Genomic DNA, 22,851 nt, shown 5'->3' on the forward strand with positions numbered 1-22,851 from the left:
CGTCATGGAGCCAAGCCGCAGCGGCCAACAGGTCCCGATCTACCGGAACGACAACTGATCTGAGACGGTGAGCCTTGGCAGCGACCGCCTTGACGTGAGTCCAACGGCGGGGTAGCGACGCGGCCAGGTGGCGCCGAGCCGTCTGTTCCGCGAGCTCACGGATGTCGGCCACGGCTTCAGACTACGGCCGTCCCGTGACGTTCCGCCAGGACGCGGACCTCCTACGTGACTCGGGATCGGCCGTTCATGTAGCTCCGATGGTCCGCAGGTAGCCGCGCAGGGAGTCCTGTGAGAGCCGGACCAGGCTGCACGATTCTTCGATGGCCCGGCGGGCGCCGGCGAACTGTCCGTTGATCCGTTGCAGGAGGCCAGGACTCGCGCCGGCGAGCAGGGCCGCCAGTCTGGCGTGATTGTCGCGGATCAGGTCGAGTAGCTTGAGCTGCGCCTGGTGATTCCGGTCGAGCATGTCGATGATCTGCACGATGTCCCTGGAGACGTCGCCGACGCTGACGTCGCGGGCACTGGCCCGGCGGTTCTTGATCGTGTCGAGGGCTGCCGTCACTGCGGCCTTCGCACCCGCACCGACCGCCGCCCCCAGCACGGCGCCTGTTCCGGCAATCAGTTCCGTAGACAGCGGGAGGCCACGTCGGGCGGCGGTCGCTCCGGCGACCAAGCCGAGGAACGCGCCACCCCACTCGCTCAGCTTCTCCAGCAGCTTGCCCAAGCCCTCCTTGGGTGCTTCATAGCGCAGGTTCCGCAGGAAGCCGTTCTCCGGTCGGCTTCCGCCGCGATAACCCCGCCGTCGGTAATTGCTCACAGCACCACGACGGGATCCAGGAACGCGCACTGTGTCGCGATCATCATGGGCAGGTTGACGGCGACGTCCCGGGCTACACCCTCGGGCGTCAACCCGATAGGCTCCTCGCCCGCCTCCAACTCCTCCTCGTCGGCCCGCGCATAGTAGACGCATGCCTCCCACAGGTTCGGATGCAGGAACGAAAAAGCCCACATGACGTACGCGTCGTTGTGTACGGCGACGAGCGGCCGGTTGTGGTGGCCCATGCGGTGGTATTCCGGTTCCTCCGGGGTGGTGCCCATACCCTCAGCGGTGGGGAAGAGGCGGTACCGGCGGAACAGCGGCTCGAGTGGCCCCTCGGGATCGAATTCCAGCAGCAGTCCTCGCTCGATGAGGCTTGCGACCAGACGTTCCGCGTTCGGCTCCGGCTTGGGTGCGGTCAGCAGCGACCTGACCAGCCGCGCACGGTCGACCTGGAGCTTCGAGTGGCCCTCGACGTCGAGGAAGGCAGCGCCGTAGACGCCCACCTCGTCAGGCGTCAGATCGATGATGTCGCCGCCGAGGTGGATTTCCCACGTCTCGGGCTCGGGGTCAGGTGGCCGGACGTACCTGTGCTGTGGCCCGAGGCTGAAGCCGACCGGGACGATCACACGGGGCATGTCGCTCCTTCATGGATTGCTGATGCTGCTGACTCTACCGAAGCTCTTCAATGACAAGAGCTTCGCAAGATCAGATTTGTGCAAGTACCTCTCCGGCCCAACCGTTCAGCTCGGAAGCGTCGCACGGTGGGGCGGCGCATGCCGTACGGATTGGAGTCGGTGGCTGTCCTCGTGTTCACGCCGCGCCAAGCGAAGCCAAGTGATGTTGAAGATTGCTTTTGCTGCTACGCACGGTCGCCATCGCCACCTGCCTCGCCGCGCCAGCGCGCGGTGGCCCGTTCGGCATGCCCGGGCAACCCCAACCGCCGTTGAGGCGTTGCAGGCCGCTGAGGACGGCGCACAGCTTGCCGAGCAGTTCAAGGTCAGTGTGACACACAGCCCAGAACGCCCTACGCCTCCTTCGTGATTGCGGCATCATCGAGGGCCACCAGGGCAAGGGGACCTACATGGCGGAGAACCCGCGCTGGCAGGGGCATACTCACAACGACATGGTTCGCGTGCGGCACCACAGGCTGTATCGCCCACAAGCGGGGTAGAGACGACTGTCGACGCCTTGCGCGTCGTTGATCGAGAGTACGACCGTCCCACGACGTGCCACCAGAAGGCGAGCCTTCCTCATGGCTGAGGAGCGGCCGTTTCATGGAGCCCCGATGGTCCGCAGGTAGCCGCGCAGGGAGTCCTGTGAGAGCCGGACCAGGCTGCACGATTCTTCGATGGCCCGGCGGGGGCCGGGGAGCTGTCCGTGCCAGTCCTGTAGGGTGTCAACGGCTCCTTACGTCCCTGCGATTGCGTGGAGTTGACGGTGCGGCCGACAGAGTACCGGCGTGTTACATCGGCTCTCGCCAGTTCACCCGGGTGGGGCGCTGTGCTGATTCGAGGAACTCGGCCAGGGCTGCGCGCAGTTCTTGAAGGGTGACGCCTGAGCCAGCAGGGTATTCCGCGTAATCGGCCGCGAAGCCCGGTGACCCAGGTACGCCATCCAGGTGCGCGAAGTCGTGGTCGAGATCAGCGAAGCTGAGATAGCCGAAGCCCTGCCATACGCCGATGGTCATGTCATGGTCTGGAACTTCGCCGAGGTCCTCGTCATACACCTTCGGGCGGCCGCTGTGGTGCACCATGGCTGCTGTCGCCCCAGGCTCACTCAACGCGGCGATCAGTCGATCGATATCCGCTGGGTCACGGACGACCATCTCGCCGCCCGAGGGTTCTCCTTCGGGATTAAGGACTGTCCATACCGCACGGAAGCTCATCATTCACTCTTTCCTCGATAGACCCGCCGAGTCCCATCAGGTTCCACGACGGTCAGCACCGCCCCGGGAGGAAGGAAACGGTCGAGAAATTTGTCGCAGGTGAAAGGGGCGGTCCTGTCAAATGGTCGCTGGCCACACACTTGCCGATCAACGACGATCTTCTCTCGTTGACGTCCCTCTTCGCGCATCCTCACCGCAAACTTGACCTCAAGGTGCACCGCCAGCCTCGATGCTGCGCGTAGTTGCGGTGGGAAACCTGCTGCGAGCTGGCGTGCCTTTACGTACCACTCGTCGCCGTCACCGCTGCGTAGATCCTGCGTTACCCCATCCGTTCCTATCCATCTTCCCCTGGTTTGTGAGCCGACTCGGCCTGGTGGCAGGGTGACACGCGCCTGTTCGACAAGCGCAGAGAATCCGCTATCGGTGGATGGGCTGGAAGTTGCTGTAGGTGAGTCGCCGATCCCGGTTTGTGACATGTATTCATCAACCGCGGTTCTTGCCGACTCACTGGATGTCACCGCCTGACCGAGTAACTCTATAGCCCTTCGGAGGCGTGCTTTAGTTTGTCGTACAAGTGGGTGTGAACTTCCTCGCGTGACGGTGGTCACGAGAGCCAGTAGGCATGTCAGCCCATCCGCCAACTTCCCTGCTCGGGAGCTGACCTGGGCCAAGTCTCCAGTGACCTGCCGGAACTCGTCTCTCGTCTCCTCGCCAATGCTCACTATGACGCCTTATCGAGAAAAGGGCATCGGGAAGGCGGAAGAGGCCACATCGAGCGCGGGTTGAAGCGCCGGGTCGCCTGACGTCTGGCTCTGTGGGGCGTCCTTGGCCTGCTCGGGTGGCTTGCCTGGTGCGCGGGGGGTGCCCTTCTTCGGGCCTTCCCCGTAACGCTGATGGTCGAGTTCGAGGAGCCGGTCCAGGTCATCGGGGCAGCCCATCGGTACCCGCCTCCCGTCCCGCAGTCCGGCCATCCGCTCGATCGACGCACCGTCTGTGCATCGACACCGCGTGAGCACAGAGGAGCAGGCTAGTACGGCGGCGGCCGGGGAGGAAACGCCGAGTCGTGCGACGCGACATCAACGATGGGTCTCTCGCCGACCGCGCGGAGCTGCCGGAGCCGGCCCGGAAAACGGCTGACGAGGTCGACGTGCCTCAGACCCGGCCGGTGATCATGTACTGCATCCGGAGCTCGTGGTTCGGCGCGACCCCGTACCGGCGGTCCAACTCGTAGATCGACGTCAGCGGCGTGACGGTGACGTCCCTCAGGCCGGCCCGGCGCAGCACCGCCGCGGTCTGGTCGATGGAGGTCGCGGTGGCCAGCGGCAACACGGCCAGTACCTCGTCGTCGTAGTGCCCGGCGAAGTCCTCCGAGGCGTTGTCGAGACCGTCGGGAAACCAGGCGCTGTCGACGACCGCGATGGTGCCGCCGGGACGGAGCAGACGAATCCAGTTCGCCACCGCGGTCTCCGGTTCGCGGAGCGTCCACATCAGATAGCGGCTGGTCACGGCGTCGAAGCTGGCGGGCGGGAAGTCCGGGTTCACGGCGTCGCCGCGCTGGATCACCGGGCCGCCCACCATCGTGGCGGCGTGCGCACGGGCCCGTTCGAGCATGCCCTCGGCGAGGTCGATTCCGGTGACCCGGTGGCCGAGGCTGGCCAGCACCATGGCGACCTGACCGGTGCCGGTGCCGACGTCGAGGACGTCCAGCGGTGCTGCCGGCAGGGCCTGCGCCCAGATGGCCGACCATGCCTGCCGGTCGGCGTCGAGGCGCTCGGGACGCTGCTGGTACTCGTCGTAGCTGGGTGCCCGGTGGGTCCAGTAGGTGTTGATGCGGTCCTGCGCCGTCACGCGGCGGCGCTCCTTTCGGTGGCGGTGTCGTGGTCGGTTGGCTGGAACAGCAGGTGGATGGCGCCATCCAGGTCCAGCCGTCGAATGCCGATGCCGTAGACCGGTTCGAGGACGGCCGGGTCGAGGACCTCGCCGGCGGGACCGGCGGCGACGACCCCGCCGCCGCCGAGCAGCACCAGGTCGTCGCAGTAGCGGGCGGCGAGGTTGAGATCGTGCAGCACCACGATGGAGCAGGTGTCGAGGGTACGGACCAGGTGCAGGATCTCGTGCTGGTACCGGATGTCGAGGTGGTTGGTCGGTTCGTCGAGCAGCAGGTGGGTTGCCTGCTGGGCCAGCGCGCGGGCGATGAGCACCCGCTGGCGCTCGCCGCCGGAGAGGCGGGCGAACGGCCGGGCGCCCAGGTGGGCGGCGCCGACCCGGGCCAGGCAGCGGGCCGCGATCTCGTGATCGGCCCGGCTCGTGCGCTGGAACGCCGACAGGTGCGGACCGCGGCCGAGCAACACCATCTCGGCCACGGTCAGGGCGGTCTCGCCGCCGGTCTCCTGGATGACCACCGCCAGCCGCCGCGCGGCCTCGCGGGCGGACAGCGTGGACAGGCCGTCCCCGTCGACGACGACCTGTCCGGTGGGGCTGCGCAGGGCGCCGTAGAGCAGCCGGAGCAGCGTGGTCTTGCCGCTGCCGTTCGGGCCGATCAGCCCGAGGACCCGGCCGGGGCGCGCGGTCACGCTCACCCCGTCGATCACGGGATTCTCGCCGTAGCGCCAGGAGACGCGGGTCGCCTCGATCATGCGCCGCCCCCGAAACGCCGGACGATTCGCTCCAACCCGTCGATCGACAGTGGGGTGGGCGGCTCGGTGAAGTTGAACAACTGGGTCATGACGGTACCGGCGCGCACGGCCTTGAGGTCCCCGGCGCCGGGCAGGCTGGTGAGCGCCTGCTCGACCGCCGCCGGGTCGCCGTCGCCGTACAGCAGGACCAGCACGTCGGGGTTGCGGCCGAGCAGCTCCTCGATGGTGACCTCGAAGACCCGCTCCCGTACGTCGTCGAACACGTTACGGAAGCCGGCCGCCTCCAACTGCGGGTGGGCCATGCTCGCGGTGCCGTAGGCGTACGTGACGCCGCCGCCGATCGTCGGGTAGAGCACCGCCGCCGTACGGCCGGACGGCGTACCCGCCGCCTGGATGCCGGCCATCCGCTCCCGGAGCGCGGCGACCGCGGCCTCGGCCTCGGCTTCCCGGCCGAACACCCGGCCGTAGGTCCGCATCTGCTGGTAGATGTCGTCGAAGCTCGGCACCTGGGTGGCGCCGGGGCACAGCGCCGGCTCCTCGAGCAGCGGGATGTTCACGGCGGCGAGGGTGTCGCGGGACAGGTTGTCGACCTGGCCGAGGACCAGGTCCGGTTGCTGGCTGATCACCACCTCCTTCGAGATCTGTAGGTGGCCGCTGGGGTCGAGCTTGTCGGTCAGCAGCGGGATCCGATCCAACTCGGCGAGGGTCGCCGCGTCGTAGTACTCCCTCGGGTACTGCCCGGCCCGGGCGATGACGCGGTCCATGACCCCGAGCGCGTGCAGGTACGGCACGGCGGCGCTCTTGAGCAGGACCACCCGCTCGGGCGCGGCGTCGAAGGTCACCTCCGCCCCGCAGTTGGTGACGGTGGCCGGGTATCCCGGGCCGCCCGCCGAACTGTCGGCGACCCCGCCGCCGCAGGCGGCGGCGAGCAGCACGACGCTGGAGGTCGCGGCGGCGACGGCAAGGCGGATGGCCTTCATCGAATCACCTCGACACTTCGAATGCTCACGCGGCGGTGGCGTGTAGACGGCGGATCAGGATCAGCAGGAAGGGAGCGCCGAGCAGGGAGGTGATGATCCCGATCGGGATCTCCTGCGGCGCCAGCAGGACCCGGGCGATCACGTCGGCCCAGACCAGGAGGATGGCCCCGAGCAGTGCGGCCACCGGTACCACGCGGACGTGCGGCGCTCCGACGAGGCGCCGGGCCAGGTGCGGGACGACGAGCCCGACGAACCCGATGCTGCCGGCGGCGGAGACCAGCACGCCGACGCTGAGCGAGACCACCACGAGCAGGCGGATCCGGAACCGGTCGGGCGCCACCCCCAGGGTCTGGGCGGTCTCGTCACCGATGGCCAGCACGTCGAGCCGCCGGCCGGTGATGGTCAGGTAGCCGGCGGCGCCGACGAGCACGACCGCGGTCACCGCCAGCAGGGCGTCCCATCGGGCCAGCCCGAGGGAGCCGAGGAGCCAGAACATCACCGAACGCGAACCCTCGGCGGATTTGGAGGCGAAGATCAGGAAGCTGGTGGTGGCGTACAGCGCGTACCCGACCGCGACCCCGGACAGGAGCAGACGGATCGCGGTGACCCGCCCACCGCTGCGCGCGATCAGGAAGACCAGCAGCGACGCCCCGAACGCGCCGAGGAAGGCGCTGGCGGAGAGCGCGTACTGCCCGAAGCCGGCCCCGGCCCCGAACAGGATCGCCGCGGCGGCGCCGCTGGAGGCCCCGGAGTTGACACCCAGCAGGTACGGGTCGGCCAGCACGTTCCGGACCATGGCCTGTAACGCCACCCCGCACACGGCCAGCCCGGCGCCGACGAGCATGCCGAGCAGCACCCGGGGGAGCCGGACCTGCCAGACGATAGCGTCCTGCGGAGGAGACCAGCTCACCTCGCCGGGCAGGCCGACCAGGTGGTGACCGATGATCCGGGCCACCGTCAGCGGCGGAATACCGATCGCTCCGGCTCCGACCGCGCTGATCCCGGTCACGATCAGCGTGACGGTCAGCACGACCAGCCAGCCCTCGGTCCGGCGTCGCCGGGCCGCGACCCCGAGCGGGTCGTGTTGATCATCCAGCAGGGTGGTGGCCGGCACGGCGCTCCTATACGCATCTCTTGGCTGTTGCAAACTCTTGGCAAGAAGCTAACAGGAAGATCAGGAGGCCAAAAGGTGGGGAGTCGGCGCGCCAACGGCACCGCCGCCGTGTCGTCGGCCGGAGCCGACGACACGGCGGCGGCTTCGCCCGTGTCGCCAGGTTCGCGTGCGGCCACCGGTGGGCGACGGTCACCCGTCGCCGCCCCCGACCGGTGCCATCGGCGGTGGTGGTCCGTCAGACAGGGTGAGCGGACTCACCCCGGGCCCGTGGGCGACATGTGTCACAGGAGCGGACGCCGGCCCGGACGGCGTCGAGGCCATGTCCGGGCCGAACGCCTTCACCGGGGGTGCGACCGGGTTTTCGGCAGGTCGAACCGGTCGGCGTTGCGGCAGTCCTTCCGCCCGCCGATGGCCTCCGGTCCGAGCCGGTCGAGGACGTCCCGGGCCCGGGCCCGGCCGAGGTTCCAGGCGTACCAGGGGTCCGGCTCGTCCAGGTCGTCGGCGATCCAACTCAGCGTGCAGCGGCGTACCGGATCGGGGAGCGTGGCCAGGGCCGGGGTCGCGTCCGCGGAGAGCGCCCGCAGGTACCAGGCGTCGATCTTGCCGGTCTCCTGGTAGCGGGCGATGTTGCGGCGGGCCACGTAGTCCTCGGGGTTGAGCACCGCCAGGCCGAGCAGCATCACCACGGCGAGCCCCACGGTCGCGCGCGGGATCCAGGCGCCCCGCCAGCGGATCCCGGCGACCAGGATCAGCAGGAACACGACGCCGAGCAGCAGCTCGAACGCCATCACGAAGACCCGCTCTCCGGTGAAGCTGTAGACCTTCTGGTACGTGTACATCCGGGACAGCGCCGAGGCCACGATGACCAGGGTGAGCACGCTGAGCAGGCCGAGGAACACCCGCAACAGGATCCGCTCGACGGGCCGTTCCCGGCGTGCCCACCGGGTCACACCGCCCAGTACGGCCAGCGTCAGCAGGGTGACGGCGAGAAGCTGCCAGAAGCCGCTGCGTGCGTACTCGGCGTAGCTGAGGCCGGCGGTGCGCAGGACGTGCCGCTGGCCGCCGAAGAGCACGGTGAACTGCACGGCGACGAAGCCGCCGAAGAGCAGGGTCAGCCCGGCGATCGGCGGCGCCCATTCGAGTACGCCGAATCGGCGGGTACCCGGCTTGTCGACGGTGGAGAGGTCGGGCGGGGCGGAGATCGTGTAGACGGCGGCGACCGCGGTCAGCCCACCGACGACCGCGAGGAAGATCCACCGGAACACCGTGCCGACCCCGATCTCCGGCACGATCTCGCCGAGGAGCACGGAGAAGGCGGCGTCGGCCGAGGAGAGCAGCGCACCGAAGACCAGCAGGACGGCGACGGTGGCCGCGATCGTTCCGGTGACCCGGCGGGCCGTCCTGCCGTCGCCGGAGCCGTTCCGGAGGTGTTTCCGTACCCACGGCAGCCCGCGAAGCGCCGCGAACGGTGTGGCGAGCAGGCCGAACAGGATCGACCGGACGAGTCGTCCGCCGACGATGGCCAGTGTGGCGCAGCCGAGGGCACCGAAGACGCAGAACGTCACCAGCCACCAGGCGTTGCGGACGGTGAGCACCGAGAGCAGGGCCAGCGCGCCGGCTGCCCAGCCGGCGCGGATCCACCGCTCGGTGCGAGGCAGGGTGGCGGCGGCCCGCCAGACCGCGACGACCACGCCGACGGTCAGGACGAGCCAGCCGAGCAGCCAGCCGATACCGGTCCGGCTCAACGGGACGAAGAACGCCAGGCCCAGGGCGCCGGCGAGGACGGCCGCCGGCACCGCCCACCCCTGCCCCGCCTGCGGCCCCGGCCACCGGGTCTGCAGGAACGACGGTGGGCGTGGTAGGGGCGTGAAGTCGACGCGTGGCGGCGCGGGCGCGAACCCCGGGCCGCCCCAGGACGGCGTCGAGGTACGGCCGGGCGGGGCGGCCAGCCGGGTGTCGCCGCCCGGCGGCGCGGCCGGGGGCATGGTCGTGGCCGTGGCTGTGGCAGCCGGGGGAGTGGCAGCTGCTGGTGGCGCGGGCGGGGCGGTGGGTGCCGAAGGCGGGGTGGCGGCTGCTGCCGGCGCGGCCGTTGCCGTGTCCGTTGGCGGCGTGTCCGTTGGCGGCGTGTCCGTTGGCGGCGCGTCCGACGGCGGCCTGGCGGCAGCTGGCGTGGCGGTTGTTGGCCGGGCGGCAGCCGCCAGCGGCATCGCCGTCACGGGCGTGGGTGTTCGCGTACTGGCCGGCGTGGCGTCCGGCTCGGTCGGCTGCACGATCGGCACGAACAGCGCGTAGCCGCGGGTGCCGGGCGGGACCGTCACCGGAATCGCCCAGGCGGGCTCGCCCTCGCGTCCGGGCCACGCCACGGTCGGGATCGATCCGTCGGTGGGCGGCATCACCAGCAGGTACGGCCCGGCATTGTGGGGGAGGCCACCAGAGGTCGTCGATGCGGGAGTGCCGGATGACGGGGTGTCGAGGGCTTCGGACGACACGGTCTCGGCGTGCGCGGCCTCGACGGGTGGGGCCTCGGGCCGAGCCTCGGTGGATCGGGCCTCGGCCGGCGGGTCGTCGGGTCGGGGTGGCGGCTCGGACACGGGTGTCTCCTCGATCGAGTTTCGATACTGTAGGTCACACCCGCCGGGCGAACGGTCCGGGGTGCCCGGTGCCGGGAAGTCCGATACCCGCGGCCCCGGCCGGACGTGGCGCGAGAATAGGCGGCGTGCTTCCTCCACCCCGTGCGCTGTTGGTGGACTTCGGCGGCGTCCTCGTCGACGGGTCTCCGCGTTCCCGCAGCACGTCCTCCTCGGCGCCGCCCGAGCTGCTTCGGCGGCTGGAGGTGCTGGTCGGCGACGTGGTGCCGGTCGCGCAGATCGCGCGGGACCTGGCCGACGGCGCCCGCCGGTACGCCCGTTGGCGCGACACGGTCAGCAACGATCCCCGGCCGACCGAGCTGAGCCACGAACAGGTGTGGGGGGATGTCGTGGCGGTCGACTGGCCGCCGGCGGCCCGGGAGGCCGTACGCCGGGAGGCGACCCCGCTGAGCTACGCCTGGTCGTGGCGGGACGACTGGGCCGTGCGACCGGGAATACCCGAGGCGCTGCGGGCCGCGGCCGCCGCCGGGCTGCCGCTCGCCGTGGTGAGCAACGCGCTCTGCGGCGCCGCCCACCGGGACTTCCTCGCCGCTGCCGGGCTCGGCGACATGTTCGCGGTCCAGCTCTACAGCGACGAGGTCGGGCTGCGAAAGCCCAATCCGGAGTTGGCGTGGCGTGCGGCGGCCGCCGTCGGCGTACCGGTCGAGGACTGCTGGTTCGTCGGCGACACGGTGGACCGGGACGTCCGCTGTGCCCGCCGCGCCGGTGCCGGTGCCGCCGTGCTGATGCGATCCCCCCGCACCGATCGGGAACGACCCACGCCGGAGCAGGTCGCGTCGCCGGAGGCCGCGCCGGAGCGGGTGCCCGATGTCGTCATCGACGACGGGTACGGGCTGCGCGACCTCCTCGACCGTGCGTTCGGCGGGTGATCCGCCGACCGCTGTGTCGGCGGGGTCGCAGGTGGTGGGGCGGTCGAACCCGGAACCGGCGGCGGCCGATCCGACGGCCCACTCGGCTCGGACGACGGCGCGGCGTCGGGATTCCGACATCGCCCGGCGACGTCGGCGAGATCGACTACCGGTGTGACCGACGGGCGTCGGCCCGATGTGGAGGACGTTTGTGCAGGTCAGAGCCGGTGCTGTCGGATTCCTGTCAGGCCGGTTGATGATCATTGGGTGAGCGAAAAATCGCGGGCGGTGACGATGGCTGCCGCCCAATACTGCCCGCGACGCACCCACCGGTGCGTTCCCGCGGTACCCGCGGGACCACACGGACAGGAAGCACACCGATGACCACGCACCCAGGGCGGTCCATCCTCGGCACCGCCATCACCGTCGCCGTGGCCGTCACCCTCGGCCTCGGCACACCGGCAGCCGCCACGACGCCGGCCGGTACCGAGTTCGGCGTCGCCAACCGCGCTGAACCGCTCGTCGACGCCACCACCGAGCTGATCGAGGAACTCAACGACATCGGATGGCCTGCCGAGAGCGCCTACAACTTCTACCCGGCCAACGGCGCACCGACCACGATCGTCTTCGGCACCCCCGGGCAGCCGACCACGTATCGCAACGAGACCCAGTGCGCCACGTTCGTCCGGCGGCTGTTGACGCACGTCTTCCCGAGCTGGGCGACCTCGTCGTACTTCACCACCGAGTTCGGCGCGTCGTTCCCGAACAGCGCGCTCTTCCACGACGCCCTCGCCGCCGACCGGAACGGCACGAACGACGTACCGAAGATGCGTGGCTTCAGCCCGTCGTTCCTGATCGGCCTGAACCTACAGCCCGGCGACATCATGGCGATCAAGTACGCCAGTGGTGGCTCCGGCAGCGGGCACATGGCGATCATCGGGCCGGGCAGCCACCTGTACGACGACTCCCACCCGAACCATCGCGAGTGGGCGATCCGGGTCATGGACAGCACCAACAGTCCGCACGGCGACCCGGGGGAGGACCCGGCGTACCCGGACACCCGGCACTACTACGACGCCGACGCGCACGAGTGGCGCGAGGGCACCGGTGCCGGCATGGGCTGGATGTTCGTCCGCACCAGCCGGACCACCGGCCAGATCGTCGCACACCGCTGGAGCAGCAGCTCCAGCACCTGGTACGACCAGACCGCCCGCTCGATCGTCTTTGGTCGGTACGACCCGTACGCCTGACGTCCGGCCACAGGAAACCACCGGCGCCGGCCGACGATGGTGCGCGCCATCGCCGGCCGGCGGTCGGCGTCATCGGCGCCAGACGGTGCCGCGCCGCTGGTACTCGAGTACCTGCTCGACCTGGACGGCGAGGTCGGCGCCGAGGAACCGCTCGACGAGCCAGAGCGCCAGGTCGAGCCCGGAGGTGATGCCACCGGCGGTGACCAGGTCTCCGTCGTCGACAACCCGGGCCTCGGTGATGACACCGCCCTGGGCGCGCAGGTCCTCGACCGCCCTGTGGTGGGTGATGCAGGGCCGGCCCGCGGTCAGGCCGGCCGCGGAGAGCAGCATGGTGCCGGTGCAGACGGCCGCGATGGTCAGTCCGGGCCGCCGGGCGGCGGCGATCGCGGCCGGCAGGACGCCCCGCTGGATCTCGTACGACACGCCCGGCCTGTCGGCCCGACGGTAACCACCACCGGGAACGAGCAGCAGGTCCGCCTCGCGTGGCGCCCACCGCCGTACCGGACCGACCCGACTGCCGTGGACGGCGACGACCGGGTCGTCGCCGTCCACCGTCACCATGCTGGTGGTGATCGCCCCGCCCAGCGCCTTCGCCAGGCCGAACACCTCGATCGGGGCGATGATGTCCATCTCCTCGACGCCGGCGAACGTGAGGATCTGCACCCGCAACGGCCGCGCCGAGGTGAAGGCCGGCGCCGCGGAGGCGCTTCCCGGCGTCAGTACGGCACCGGCCGCAACCGCACCGCCCACCGCCGCACCGGCGACCGTGGCCCGAAGAACATCCCGACGGTCCATCAACTTCCCTTCGTCGTGGTACCGGTCCTGACGCGTCAGTCGCACAGATAGTCGTGCCCGGATGCCGAATAGTTCCGGGTCGGGTCGGCGGCCCCGGCACCCGTGCGTTGTCCCGGCGATGGGTGGAGCGTCCTGGGCGCGGCAGCCGCCGCGGTGGTCAGGCGCCCGCCCGGCGGCGGGTCCGCGGCTGGTCCGGCGTGCCCACGCCCAGTCGTGGACATCGGATGTCCTTCACCTGGTGGGGTTTGGCGGAGAGCCTGCGTGAGGCGGGCTCGCTCGGCCGCCCGCGCCGAGTACCGGGCCAATCGCCTGGGGTGGCACACTCGTCGCCATCCCGCCTCCGTCGCCTGCTCGCAGGGCTTGTGGCGGCTGTGACATGGGACGTAGGATGTCCGCCTGCGTGCTCGACCTGTGACGAGAGTCTCAGCAGCGCACCGGACTGCTGGCGTCGCGACGCCGACCACCAGCGGTACGGGCGGAGCTGCCGACGTCCGCGAGCGCGACAGCCGCGGGACCGGCAGCTCTCCGGCTCCACGCGGTTCGAGACGATCCGCTCCGGCGGTGACCAGCGGAGGTAGCGCATTTCATGACGACACAGAGACCGGGGCAACGACGGCGTCGACTGGTGTCCACCGCGGTGGTCGCGGCGATGGGCGCCGCCCTGCTCACCGGCGGCCCGGCGCGCGCCGCCGAGCCGTACCGCGAGGAACGGGCGGTCTACACGGCGAAGACCGACGGGTACTTCTGTTTCCGGATCCCGGCCATCGTGAAGGCCACCAACGGAGACCTGTTGGCGTTCGCCGAAGGTCGGATCAACAACTGTGAGGACCGGGGCGACATCGACCTGGTGCTGAAGCGGTCTCACGACGGCGGCCGCACCTGGGGGCCGCTGCAGGTCGTGTCGCGCGGCAACGGCGACACGCACGGCAACCCGATGCCGATCGTGGACGAACGGACCGGCCGGATCCTGCTGTTCACGACCCACAACCCCGGCACCGGAAGCGGTGGCCGCCGGCCGTTCCTCCAGGTCAGCGACGACCACGGCGCGACCTGGAGCGCCCCGCGGGAGATGACCGAGCTGATCCGGCCGGAGTGGACCGCCTGGTACGCCACCGGCCCGGTGCACGCCATCCAGCTCAAGCGCGGCCCGCACGCCGGGCGACTGGTGATGAGCGCCAACCACGAGTCCTTCGGACCCGACGGGCAGCGCATCGCCGGCGTCCACCTCGGGTACAGCGACGACGGCGGTGAGACCTGGCACCTCGGCGCCGACGCCGGCGGGGTCACCGCCGACATCTTCGTCAACGAGTCGACCCTGGTCGAGCTGGTCGACGGACGGATCTACGTCAACGTCCGGGAGGCCGGCACGGCCGAGGGCACGCGGGCGTACGCGATCTCCAGCGACGGCGGCGAGAGCTACGACGCGCCGTTCCAGATGGTGCCCGAGCTGACGATGCCGGTCGTACAGGGCGCGCTGCTGCGTCTCACCGCCACCGACGAGGGCGACGCGCGTAACCGCATCCTGTTCTCCGGACCCGCCAACCCGGGCAAGCGCGAGGCCCTGACGATCCGATCGTCCTATGACGAGGCCCGCACCTGGGAGACCTGGCAGGAAGGAAAGGTCATCAGCTGGGGGCCGGGCGGGTACTCCGACCTGGTCAAGATCGAAAACGATCCGGTCGCGGGGCCGGTGGCCGGGGTGCTGTACGAGGCCGGGGTGGCCGCCCTGTACGAGGTGATCCAGTTCGTCAGGTTCAACGAGGCGTACCTCGACACGCCGAACGGCTCGCCGCCGAGCCTGCCGCCGCCGCCGGAGCCGGGACCGACGACGCCGGACGCGGCACCGCGCTACGACAACACCGCCTACGTCCGGGGCAACGCGAGGCTGGGCAAGGGGCGGTACGGTGCCGGGCTCGTGCTCGACGGCGTGGACGACCACGTGGAGGTGCCGTACAACCCGGCCGTCGACCTCGGCGCCGACGAGTTCACGATCATGACGTGGTTCCGGTACACCGAGACCACCGGCAACATCGTGATCTGGTGGTTCTACCAGGTCGGTACCGGAGCCGCGCAGATCTGGCTGCGGGCCGAACCGGAGAGCAACCGCATCCGGGGTGTCGTCGGCACCGGCCAGGGTGACGCGAACATCACCATCCCGGGCGCCTACAACGACGGGCTATGGCACCACGTCGCCATGCGACGGACGGCGACCCGGGTCACGGTCCTCATCGACGGCGCCACCGTCGCCGACCTGCCCGCCCCCCGGGGCTCGGTGACCACCGGCAAGGAGTTCGGTATCCACAGCGTCTTCCTCGGCCGACGCGTCGACGGGCTCAACAACCCGTTCCGCGGCGTCATGGACGAGTTCCGCATCTACGGTCGAGCCCTCACCGCCGGGGAACTGCGGGCGATCCGGGAGCACAACGCCCCCGTCGCCGGGCAGCTTCGGCTCCGTCTGCCGTTCTCGACGATCCATCCGGCCCGGTAGTGGTGGGTCGGTGCCCCCGCCATCGTCCCGTGGCGGGGGCACCACCACGCTGTCCGGATGGGACGCGTCGGTCGGGATCTGCCTTCGCACCGAGTCACCGCAGGACGCCCGCGGGAGGTCGCATCACCGTTCGGGCAGCCTGGCCCGGAGGTCGTCGGCGTCCGGGGGCTGGAGGTCGTCCAGGATGTCCCGCGCCTCCCGCCAGCTCTGCCGGGCCGCCGCCGAACGGAGGGCGTGGTACGACCCGGACAGCGCCTGGCGGAGGTCGGTGGCCCCGTCGGTCCCGCTGAACGCGTCCAGCACACCCCGGGCGCCCCGCAGCTCCTGGGCCAGCTCCGCCAGCCGGAAGTCCGGGTGCGTGGCGGCCCGCGCGGCGACCAGCGCCAGGGCCAGGGGCAGCCGGGCGCAGGAGTCGATGATCTCGTCGACCGCGGCCGGTTCGGCCGCCAGGCGAGGCGCGTCCAGCCGGCTGTGCAGCAGCGCCCGCGCGTCGGCGGCCGAGAGCTGCCCGAGGACGACGGGATGGGCGCCGTCGGCGGCGACCAGGCCCGGCATCTGGTTGCGGCTGGTCACCACCACCGCGCACCCGCGCGCGGCGGGCAGGAGCGGGCGGATCTGGTCGACGTCGCGGGCGTTGTCGAGGATGACCAGGATCCGCCGGCCGGCCACGAGGTCCCGGTAGCGGGCGACCTGGGCCTCGACGGTCGCCGGAATCCGCTGCACGGGCACGCCCAGGGCGTCCAGGAAGACGCGGACGGCCTCCCCGACCGGCATCGCGGTGCCGGCCGGGTCGAAGCCGCGGAGGTTGACGTAGAGCTGCCCGTCGGGGAACCAGTCCGCGACGAGGTGTCCCAACCGGACCGCGAAACTCGTCTTGCCGATCCCGACCGGCCCGGTGACGAGGAGCAGGGCGGGTCCCGCGCCCTGGGTGGCGAGGACCCGCCGGGCCCGCGCGAGCTCCGCGACCCGGCCGACGAAGCGCGGCGGATCCGGCGGCAACAGCGACGGCACCGGGGTACGCGGGGCCGCCGGGCTTCCGGGTACGGCCGCGGCCCGCCGCAGGACCGCCTGGTGTAGCTCCTGCAGGTGTGGCGCCTCCAAACCCCGGTCGTGGAGCAGCCGCAGCCCCTCCTGGGACACCCGCAGCGCCTCGTCCACCCGCTGTTCCTGATAGAGCGCCAGGACGAGGAGCCGGCGCAGCCCTTCGTCGTACGGGTCGGCGTGGACGAGCGGGATCACCTCGCCGAGCACCTCCGCGTGTCGGCCCAGCCGGGCCAGCGCCTCGACGCGGTGGCGCTGTGCGGTTCGACGCAGCGCGTCCAGCCGGGCGATCTCCGACACCGCGAACGGCTGGTCGGCGACGTCGGCGTACGCCGGGCCGCGCCACAGGGCCAGCGCTTCGCCGAGCAGGACGGCGGCCCGTTCGACGAGGTCCGCGGTGCCGCCGGCGAGCAGGCGTTGTCCGGCGAGGCAGTCCCGTTCGAAGCGGCGTACGTCCAGGTGGTCGTCCGGCAGGTCCAGCCGGTACGCGGTGCCCGCTCCACTGCCGACCGTCCGCAGGATCCCGGCGGCGTTCCCCGGGCGGCCGGACGACAGCGCACGGCGCAGGTGGGAGATGTGGCTGCGCAGGGTGACGGTGGCGGCGGCCGGCGCCTCGTCGCCCCAGAGCAGCCGGACCAGCCGGCTCGCCGGCACCGCCTGGCCGTTCACGACCAGCAGCATCGACAGCAGCGTGGTCAGGCGCGGCCCGAGACGTACGTGCGTGCCATCGACCTCGACCCGCAGCGGCCCCAGAACCGCGACGTGGAAACTCCCCAAGGGCACTCCCTGGGAAAAAGCTATCAGGGGTCGGGCCACGCGCCGAGGGTGTACGGCGGTCGGCCGCGGCGTCCAGGCGACCTCCGCGATCCCCGCCGCGACCCCGCCCCGACCACACACCTGCTCCGGGCGGCGGATCGACGAACGCTCTGCGCCGGGCCGGTCGGGCTACCTCCGCCGGAGGCGTACCGTCTCGCGCAGCAGCAGCACCCCCACCAGTGCCGGCGGGAGGGCGAGGGCGCCGACGCCGTAGCCCAACCACCGCAACCACGGCCGGGCCTCGACGTCGGCCCGGGCCAGCTTCCGGGCGCCGCGGTGGCGTCCCAGGTCGCCGACCCGGATGCTCCGGCCGAGGTCGACGGAGGTGAAGACCGCGCCGACGGTGGCATGCTCGACCTCGCCACCGGACCAGACGATCTCGACCTCACAGCTTTCCCAGGAGCCGAAGCCACGGCTGCTGATCGGGCCGTGCCCGTGACACGACGTCACCGTGGCCTGGCCCTCGCGCGTGGCATCCGCCATGTCCGAGCCGGCCAGCCTGCTCAGGGTGACGGCCACCCCGAACAGGCTGGCGGCGAGGACAAGCGTCCCGGCGAGGAACAGGAACGACCGGAGCGCGCCACCCCGGCGACGTACCGCGGCGACGTCGGCATCCCTCGCGGCGGCCTCCGGGTCCGCGCCGTCGGCGTCCCGTGCCCTGGCCGCGCGGTCCCACTCGCGCTCCTCCGCGCGGATCTCCGCCAGCCGCTTGGCGATCCGGTCGTCCCGCGGTTCCACGACGTCGCCCTCTCAGAGTGGAAGCTCGATCCGCTTCGGGGCCGGGTTGTCACCCCGGAGCGTATCGCCCGCCTGCCCGCTGTTCTGGGCGCTGTTGGTCTGGCTCGCGCTGCGTGCGGTGTTGATGATCACCTGGTCGACCGTACCGTGTACCGCGGTGTGGCCCCGTCCGATCGTGTTGAACGCCCCCTTGAAGCCGCTGAGGCCGCTGCCCCCGAACTCGCCGACGGCCTGGAGCCGGAACGCCTCCAGCCGCAGCGTGTTGCGGCTGGCCTGGCCAATCTGCGCGAGGATGCTGTCGCACTGCTTGACAATCGCGCCAATCCGCTTGATCGCCTCGAAGAGCCGCCGGAGCAGGCTGAGGATCTTGCTGCTGGTCTTGCCGACCAGGATGGCGACCTCGGCGGCGACCTTGGGGATCAGTACCACGGTGAGGGCCTGGAGCGCCTTGGAGATGCAGGCGCCGACGACCTCGGCGACGATGTCCCGGATCGTGTTTCGAATGACGCCGACCATGGCGCCGACGATCGTGGTCGCCTTGCTCATCGCGTCGGCGATCGCGCCCAGGGCCTGGAGGGACTCGGCGTGGGTCCGAGCGCGCTGCCGGTAGGCCTCCGCCGCCTTCGACGTCCACGCGGCGGTGCTCTGGTTGACCTGCTCGACGAAGAAGTCGGTGGCCTCGTAGATGCGCCGCTCGATGTTGTACCAGGTCTTGGCGTGCCCCTCGATCGCCTTCGGGTCGCCGGCCAGCTTGTCCAGCGGCTCACGGAGGATGCTTACGTGCTCCATCAGCCAGCCGACGCCGGCGGCGAAGACGGCCTGCAACGGATCCATGACCGCGCCGATCAGGGAGAGGCCGGCGGCGACCGTGTTGCCGCCGACACCCAACCAGTCCCCGTTCTTGATGCCGTCGACGATGCCGCAGGCCGACTCGAAGATGCCCGCGCCCTCGTACGACTTGGTCTCGCCCTCGGGGGCGATGATGGACGGGCGGGAGATGGCCGCTTCGGTACCCATCACTTACCTGCCCGGAGTCGGTTCGCCGCCGCCTGGTCGGTGATGTCGGTGTTGTCGGCCAGCGCCCGCAGCAGCTCCGCCAGGTGCTTCGTGGCCTCCGCCCCGTTCCGGATCTCCGTCACCGCCCAGTCCTGCAGGGGATTGATCAGGGGTACGAACAGCGGACTACAGAGCACGCCGTACACCTCGTCATGCAGGTTGACGTGCTTCGCCCCGGCCTTGGCCTCCTCCACCATCGCGCCGGCCTCGTCCACCATCCGGGCGTGGCGGCGGACCTCGCCGGTGGAGAGCCTGATCTCCGGACCCGTCATCGCCGGTCACGCTCCTCGTCCTCCGGCGGCTCCGGGAACTGTTGGTGGTAGGCGTTGCTGATGAAGTACGCCGTCTCCGAACTCGCGCCGTACATGCTGTTGACGATCTCCGTCACCTGCTGCGCCACCTTCGCCTGGGCGCGCCGGCTGGTATCCAGGATGATCGAGGCGAGCTCGTCAGGCGACAGGCGCATCGCCCGCTCGTCGAGGCGCAACCCGGCCAGGCCGCCCGACGAGTCCACGGTCACCACGGCCTCACCGCCCCGCGACTCGACCGTTGCCGTGTTGCGTTTCATGCGTTCGCTGAGTTCGGTGGTGAGCGCTGTCTGCTGCGCCACCCGACGCTCCCACTCCGCGAGATAGTCCTCCGGGTCTATCGGCACCCTGTCCTCCCTCCCCCGGCCCGGCGCCCCAGTCTAGGGAATGTGATCCGTTCGTGGGGGCACGTGGAGGTGTCGAGGGCGGCCGGGCCGGTCGCGCGGTCGGTCCCGCGACGTCCGGCCGGAACGCCGACGGCCTCGCCACGACGGATCATGGCGAGGCCGGAGCGGGGGAGCCGAGTCCCGCCCGACAGCCCGCGAGACCGGCTGCCGGGCGACCCGGTGCCACTCAGCCGACGGTCGTCCGACCCAGCACCTCCGACCGGTGTTCGGCCAGCCGTTCCGCGACCAGCTGGCGCGCCACCACCCGGCCGAGCAGCGCCGCCAGGATGAGGCACGGCCCGATCAGGAAGAGGTGGCCGACCGGGAACTCGTCCCGGACGACGTACGTGAAGAGCGAGACGGTGAGAACCCCGGCGGACCACCCGAACGCGAAGATCATCGCCGGCACCGCGGCACGGCGCGGCAGCAGCGGCGACACGAGGACGGAGAGCAGGATGAACGCGTCGGGTACCAGGAACGGATTGTCCGCCCGGATCGCGTTCGAGGTCGCGAAGTAGTGCACCATCACGACGGCGATCGCCGCCGCCACCAGCCGCGCGACCAGCACCGTATCCAGCCGACGAACCAACTCGGCCACCCGTGTCCCTCCCACACTCGTCGCCCGACCCGCTGTCGGGTTCTGCCCTGAGTCTGTGCGCGGGGTCGACGGCCGGAAACCGTGCCAGCTCCCGGTCTGTCGGGAGGTTGCCGCACCCCGCGGGTGCGGCTACCCGCACCCGTGGGGTGGGCCCGCCGGCGCCGGACGGGTTGCCCCGGCACCGGACCCGTACTCAGCCGTTGAGGTACCGGAGAACGGCGAGCACCCGGCGGTGGTCGTCGGGCCGGGCGGGTAGCGAAAGCTTGGCGAAGATCGCCGTGCAGTGCTTTTCCACCGTCCGCTCCGCGATGCCGAGCCGGGCGGCGATGGCCTGGTTGGTGCGGCCCTCGGCCATCAACGCCAGCACCGCCCGCTCGCGCTCGCTGAGCTCGCGCAGCGGATCGTCTGGGCGGTCCCGGCGCCCGACCATCTGGTCGATCACGATGGGGTCGAACGCCGAGCCGCCGCTGCCGACCTGCCGCACCGCCGCCGCGAACCCGGCCAGATCCGAAACCCGGTCCTTGAGCAGGTAACCGACCCCCTGGGCGCCACCGTCGAGCAACTCGAGGGTGTAGCTGGCCCGGACGTACTGGGACAGGACGAGGACCCCGGTCTCCGGATGCCGCCGCCGGATCTCCCGGGCCGCCCGCAGCCCCTCGTCGGTCCGGGTAGGCGGCAGTCGGATGTCGACGACGGCCACGTCCGGCCGGTGTCGGGCCACCTCCGCGAGCAGCGCGGTGGCGTCGGCGACGCTCGACGCGACGGTGAACCCGACCTCCGCGAGCAGCCGGACCAGTCCCTCGCGCAGCAGCGTGTTGTCCTCGGCGACGACTACCCGCACGGCAGCGTCGCCCGGATCCGCGTCCCCCTGCCGGGTGGACTCTCCACCTGAAACACTCCTCCTTCGACCGCCACCCGCTCGGCCAGCCCGCGTAGTCCCGACCCGGACGCCGGATCGGCCCCGCCCCGGCCGTCGTCGCGGACCTCGACGGTGAGCCGTCCACCGCGCGAGTCGATCCGCAGCTCGGCCTCGTCCGCCGCCGCGTGCTTGGCAATGTTCGCCAGCGCCTCCGCGACGACGTAGTACGCCGTCGTCTCCACCTCGGCCGGCAGCCCGCTCGGCACGTCGCCGAGGATCCGCAGCGGCACCGGGGACAGGGTAGCCAGCTCCCGGACCGCCCCGGCCAGCCCGCGTTCGGTGAGCACCGGAGGATGCAGTCCCTGCGTGAGGGCGCGCAGGTCGGCCAGGACCGCCAGGATCGCCTTCCGCGCCTCCTCTAGCAGGGGGCGGACCCGGTCCGGATCCTCGGGCAGCACCGCCTCGGCCAGACTCAGCGTCATCGGGATCGAGAGGAGCCGCTGCTGTACGCCGTCGTGCAGATCCCGCTCCAGCCGTCGGCGTTCCGCCTCGGCGGCCCGGACGAGGTTTCGGCGCGACGCGGCGAGTTCCCGGAGCCGGGACCGGAGTTCCGCGGTCAACCGTTCCCGCTCCAGCGCCAGCGACAGCGCCGCGCACGTCGCCTCGATCAGCTCCGGTTCCTCCAGCAGCGCTCGGTCATGGTCCAGAATCGCCACCGGCTCGCCGTCCGCGTCGATCCGGGTGACCGCCCGGTCCGGCCCGGGGGTGATGGGCTGGCCGTCGGCGTCGACGTACCGGCCCGACCCGGCTGCCCAGTAGCCGATGCGCAGCGTCGGATCGTGCAGCGTACGGGCCAGCGCCACCTCGACGCGTACCGGCTGGGAGCTCCGGTGCAGCCGGACGACCAGGTCGGCGACCCCGGCCCGGTCGATCCGACGCCGCAGCAGCCCGACCAGGTACGCCAGCGGGACCGCCGCGAGCGCCACCTGGAGTACGACGTTCAGCCCGGAGGCGTCCCGCCCGGCGATCGTCGCCGGCTTCACCGCGACGACCAGCGCCACCGTGACCACCGCGACCCCGAGCAACGGGTTGAGTTGGCGACGTCGGGACGGGGTGCCGCGTACCCAGCGGATGGACTGCTGCGCGATCACCGCGCAACCGGTGACGACGACCCCGGTGACCGCCGCCGCGCCGGCCCCGCCACCGGCTCCGGCCGTGTCGGGGCGCAGCGTGGTGAGCACGCCGACGACGCCGAGGCTGACATACCCCAGGGCAACGACCAGCCGCGCGGGCGCGGTGTCGAGCCGTCCGGTCGGGTACGCCACCACCAGGTGGACGAAGACCGCCGCCCAGGCGCCCGCGCGGACCATCGCGACGCCGCGTGGCAGGGACACCGGAACCGGTAGTGCCGCGAGCACCCACAGCACCCCGACCGCGAGCAGCAGTGGTCCGACCCGATTGCGGGGACGTGCCCGCCATCCGACCAGGCCGGCCAGGACGAAGCTCAGGCCGACCAGGGCAGCGACGTCGAACTCGAGCGCACCGGCCGTCACAGGCTCGATAATCCACCCTCGCGGGTGGCCAT

General features: G+C 71.2%; 22 protein-coding genes. 4 read left to right on the plus strand and 18 right to left on the minus strand.

Annotated features, from left to right (window positions below; all coding sequences use genetic code 11):
• Positions 1 to 244: 244 nt before the first annotated feature.
• The 9 genes from EF879_RS28375 to EF879_RS24420 form a co-directional block, all read right to left on the minus strand.
• On the minus strand, positions 245 to 817 hold the full coding sequence (locus EF879_RS28375; RefSeq protein WP_233604723.1) for a hypothetical protein: 573 nt from the start codon (positions 815 to 817) through the stop codon (positions 245 to 247).
• Complete coding sequence (locus EF879_RS24380; RefSeq protein WP_123562556.1) at positions 814 to 1,455, minus strand: hypothetical protein; 642 nt, start codon at positions 1,453 to 1,455, stop codon at positions 814 to 816. The genes EF879_RS28375 and EF879_RS24380 overlap by 4 nt, the downstream gene beginning before the upstream one ends.
• Before the next feature lie 827 nt (positions 1,456 to 2,282).
• Positions 2,283 to 2,708: an Imm1 family immunity protein gene (locus EF879_RS24390; RefSeq protein WP_123562558.1), complete on the minus strand. Its 426-nt coding sequence runs from the start codon at positions 2,706 to 2,708 to the stop codon at positions 2,283 to 2,285.
• Entirely contained in the window at positions 2,705 to 3,181 is a 477-nt protein-coding gene (locus EF879_RS28910; RefSeq protein ID WP_123562560.1) for a DddA-like double-stranded DNA deaminase toxin, read from the minus strand. The genes EF879_RS24390 and EF879_RS28910 overlap by 4 nt, the downstream gene beginning before the upstream one ends.
• Positions 3,182 to 3,857: 676 nt before the next feature.
• Complete coding sequence (locus EF879_RS24400; protein WP_123562562.1) at positions 3,858 to 4,553, minus strand: class I SAM-dependent methyltransferase; 696 nt, start codon at positions 4,551 to 4,553, stop codon at positions 3,858 to 3,860.
• On the minus strand, positions 4,550 to 5,341 hold the full coding sequence (locus EF879_RS24405) for an ABC transporter ATP-binding protein (RefSeq protein WP_123562564.1): 792 nt from the start codon (positions 5,339 to 5,341) through the stop codon (positions 4,550 to 4,552). Before EF879_RS24405 ends, EF879_RS24400 begins: the two co-directional genes overlap by 4 nt.
• Positions 5,338 to 6,321, minus strand: coding sequence for an ABC transporter substrate-binding protein (locus EF879_RS24410; RefSeq protein ID WP_123562566.1), 984 nt, complete (start codon positions 6,319 to 6,321; stop codon positions 5,338 to 5,340). Before EF879_RS24410 ends, EF879_RS24405 begins: the two co-directional genes overlap by 4 nt.
• Positions 6,322 to 6,346: 25 nt before the next feature.
• A complete protein-coding gene (locus EF879_RS24415; RefSeq protein WP_123562568.1) occupies positions 6,347 to 7,435 on the minus strand; it encodes an iron ABC transporter permease in 1,089 nt (362 codons plus the stop codon).
• A gap of 338 nt (positions 7,436 to 7,773) precedes the next feature.
• On the minus strand, positions 7,774 to 9,420 hold the full coding sequence (locus EF879_RS24420; protein WP_233604724.1) for a DUF4153 domain-containing protein: 1,647 nt from the start codon (positions 9,418 to 9,420) through the stop codon (positions 7,774 to 7,776).
• 10 nt (positions 9,421 to 9,430) lie between these two features.
• Here EF879_RS24420 and EF879_RS28380 point away from each other — a divergent pair, with 10 nt between their 5' ends.
• The 3 genes from EF879_RS28380 (at position 9,431) to EF879_RS24430 (ending at position 12,181) form a co-directional block, all read left to right on the plus strand.
• Positions 9,431 to 9,727, plus strand: coding sequence for a hypothetical protein (locus tag EF879_RS28380; protein WP_233604725.1), 297 nt, complete (start codon positions 9,431 to 9,433; stop codon positions 9,725 to 9,727).
• A gap of 424 nt (positions 9,728 to 10,151) precedes the next feature.
• Complete coding sequence (locus EF879_RS24425; protein ID WP_199736595.1) at positions 10,152 to 10,952, plus strand: HAD family hydrolase; 801 nt, start codon at positions 10,152 to 10,154, stop codon at positions 10,950 to 10,952.
• A 359-nt stretch (positions 10,953 to 11,311) separates the two neighbouring features.
• Positions 11,312 to 12,181 (plus strand): hypothetical protein, encoded by an 870-nt coding sequence (locus EF879_RS24430; RefSeq protein ID WP_123562570.1) that lies wholly within the window; start codon positions 11,312 to 11,314, stop codon positions 12,179 to 12,181.
• 69 nt (positions 12,182 to 12,250) lie between these two features.
• On the opposite strand, the gene EF879_RS24435 is transcribed toward EF879_RS24430, so the two are convergent.
• Positions 12,251 to 12,976, minus strand: coding sequence for a DJ-1/PfpI family protein (locus tag EF879_RS24435; protein WP_123562572.1), 726 nt, complete (start codon positions 12,974 to 12,976; stop codon positions 12,251 to 12,253).
• Positions 12,977 to 13,562: 586 nt separating this feature from the next.
• On the opposite strand from EF879_RS24435, the gene EF879_RS24440 reads away from it, so the two are divergent.
• On the plus strand, positions 13,563 to 15,464 hold the full coding sequence (locus tag EF879_RS24440; RefSeq protein ID WP_123562574.1) for a sialidase family protein: 1,902 nt from the start codon (positions 13,563 to 13,565) through the stop codon (positions 15,462 to 15,464).
• A gap of 123 nt (positions 15,465 to 15,587) precedes the next feature.
• Here EF879_RS24440 and EF879_RS24445 read toward each other — a convergent pair whose 3' ends face one another.
• From EF879_RS24445 to EF879_RS24480, 8 genes are all read right to left on the minus strand, one after another.
• Positions 15,588 to 17,282, minus strand: coding sequence for an AfsR/SARP family transcriptional regulator (locus EF879_RS24445; RefSeq protein WP_123562576.1), 1,695 nt, complete (start codon positions 17,280 to 17,282; stop codon positions 15,588 to 15,590).
• A 168-nt stretch (positions 17,283 to 17,450) separates the two neighbouring features.
• Complete coding sequence (locus EF879_RS24450) at positions 17,451 to 18,059, minus strand: DUF6346 domain-containing protein (protein WP_123562578.1); 609 nt, start codon at positions 18,057 to 18,059, stop codon at positions 17,451 to 17,453.
• A gap of 12 nt (positions 18,060 to 18,071) precedes the next feature.
• The gene (locus EF879_RS24455) at positions 18,072 to 19,076 is read right to left on the minus strand and encodes a hypothetical protein (protein WP_123562580.1); all 1,005 of its coding nucleotides are present in this window, start codon (positions 19,074 to 19,076) and stop codon (positions 18,072 to 18,074) included.
• The gene (locus tag EF879_RS24460; protein WP_123562582.1) at positions 19,076 to 19,387 is read right to left on the minus strand and encodes a type VII secretion target; all 312 of its coding nucleotides are present in this window, start codon (positions 19,385 to 19,387) and stop codon (positions 19,076 to 19,078) included. The genes EF879_RS24455 and EF879_RS24460 overlap by 1 nt, the downstream gene beginning before the upstream one ends.
• Positions 19,384 to 19,770, minus strand: coding sequence for a YbaB/EbfC family nucleoid-associated protein (locus tag EF879_RS24465; protein ID WP_123562584.1), 387 nt, complete (start codon positions 19,768 to 19,770; stop codon positions 19,384 to 19,386). The genes EF879_RS24460 and EF879_RS24465 overlap by 4 nt, the downstream gene beginning before the upstream one ends.
• A 226-nt stretch (positions 19,771 to 19,996) precedes the next feature.
• Positions 19,997 to 20,407 carry a hypothetical protein gene (locus EF879_RS24470; RefSeq protein ID WP_123562586.1) on the minus strand — a complete coding sequence of 137 codons (411 nt, stop codon included), beginning with the start codon at positions 20,405 to 20,407 and terminating at the stop codon, positions 19,997 to 19,999.
• 193 nt (positions 20,408 to 20,600) lie between these two features.
• Positions 20,601 to 21,248, minus strand: coding sequence for a response regulator transcription factor (locus EF879_RS24475; RefSeq protein WP_123562588.1), 648 nt, complete (start codon positions 21,246 to 21,248; stop codon positions 20,601 to 20,603).
• Positions 21,239 to 22,819, minus strand: a complete 1,581-nt coding sequence (locus tag EF879_RS24480) for a sensor histidine kinase (RefSeq protein ID WP_123562590.1) — start codon at positions 22,817 to 22,819, stop codon at positions 21,239 to 21,241. Before EF879_RS24480 ends, EF879_RS24475 begins: the two co-directional genes overlap by 10 nt.
• Positions 22,820 to 22,851 lie beyond the last annotated feature (32 nt).

The organism is Micromonospora sp. HM5-17 (assembly GCF_003762835.1).
In the GTDB taxonomy this organism is placed as follows: Bacteria; Actinomycetota; Actinomycetes; order Mycobacteriales; family Micromonosporaceae; genus Plantactinospora.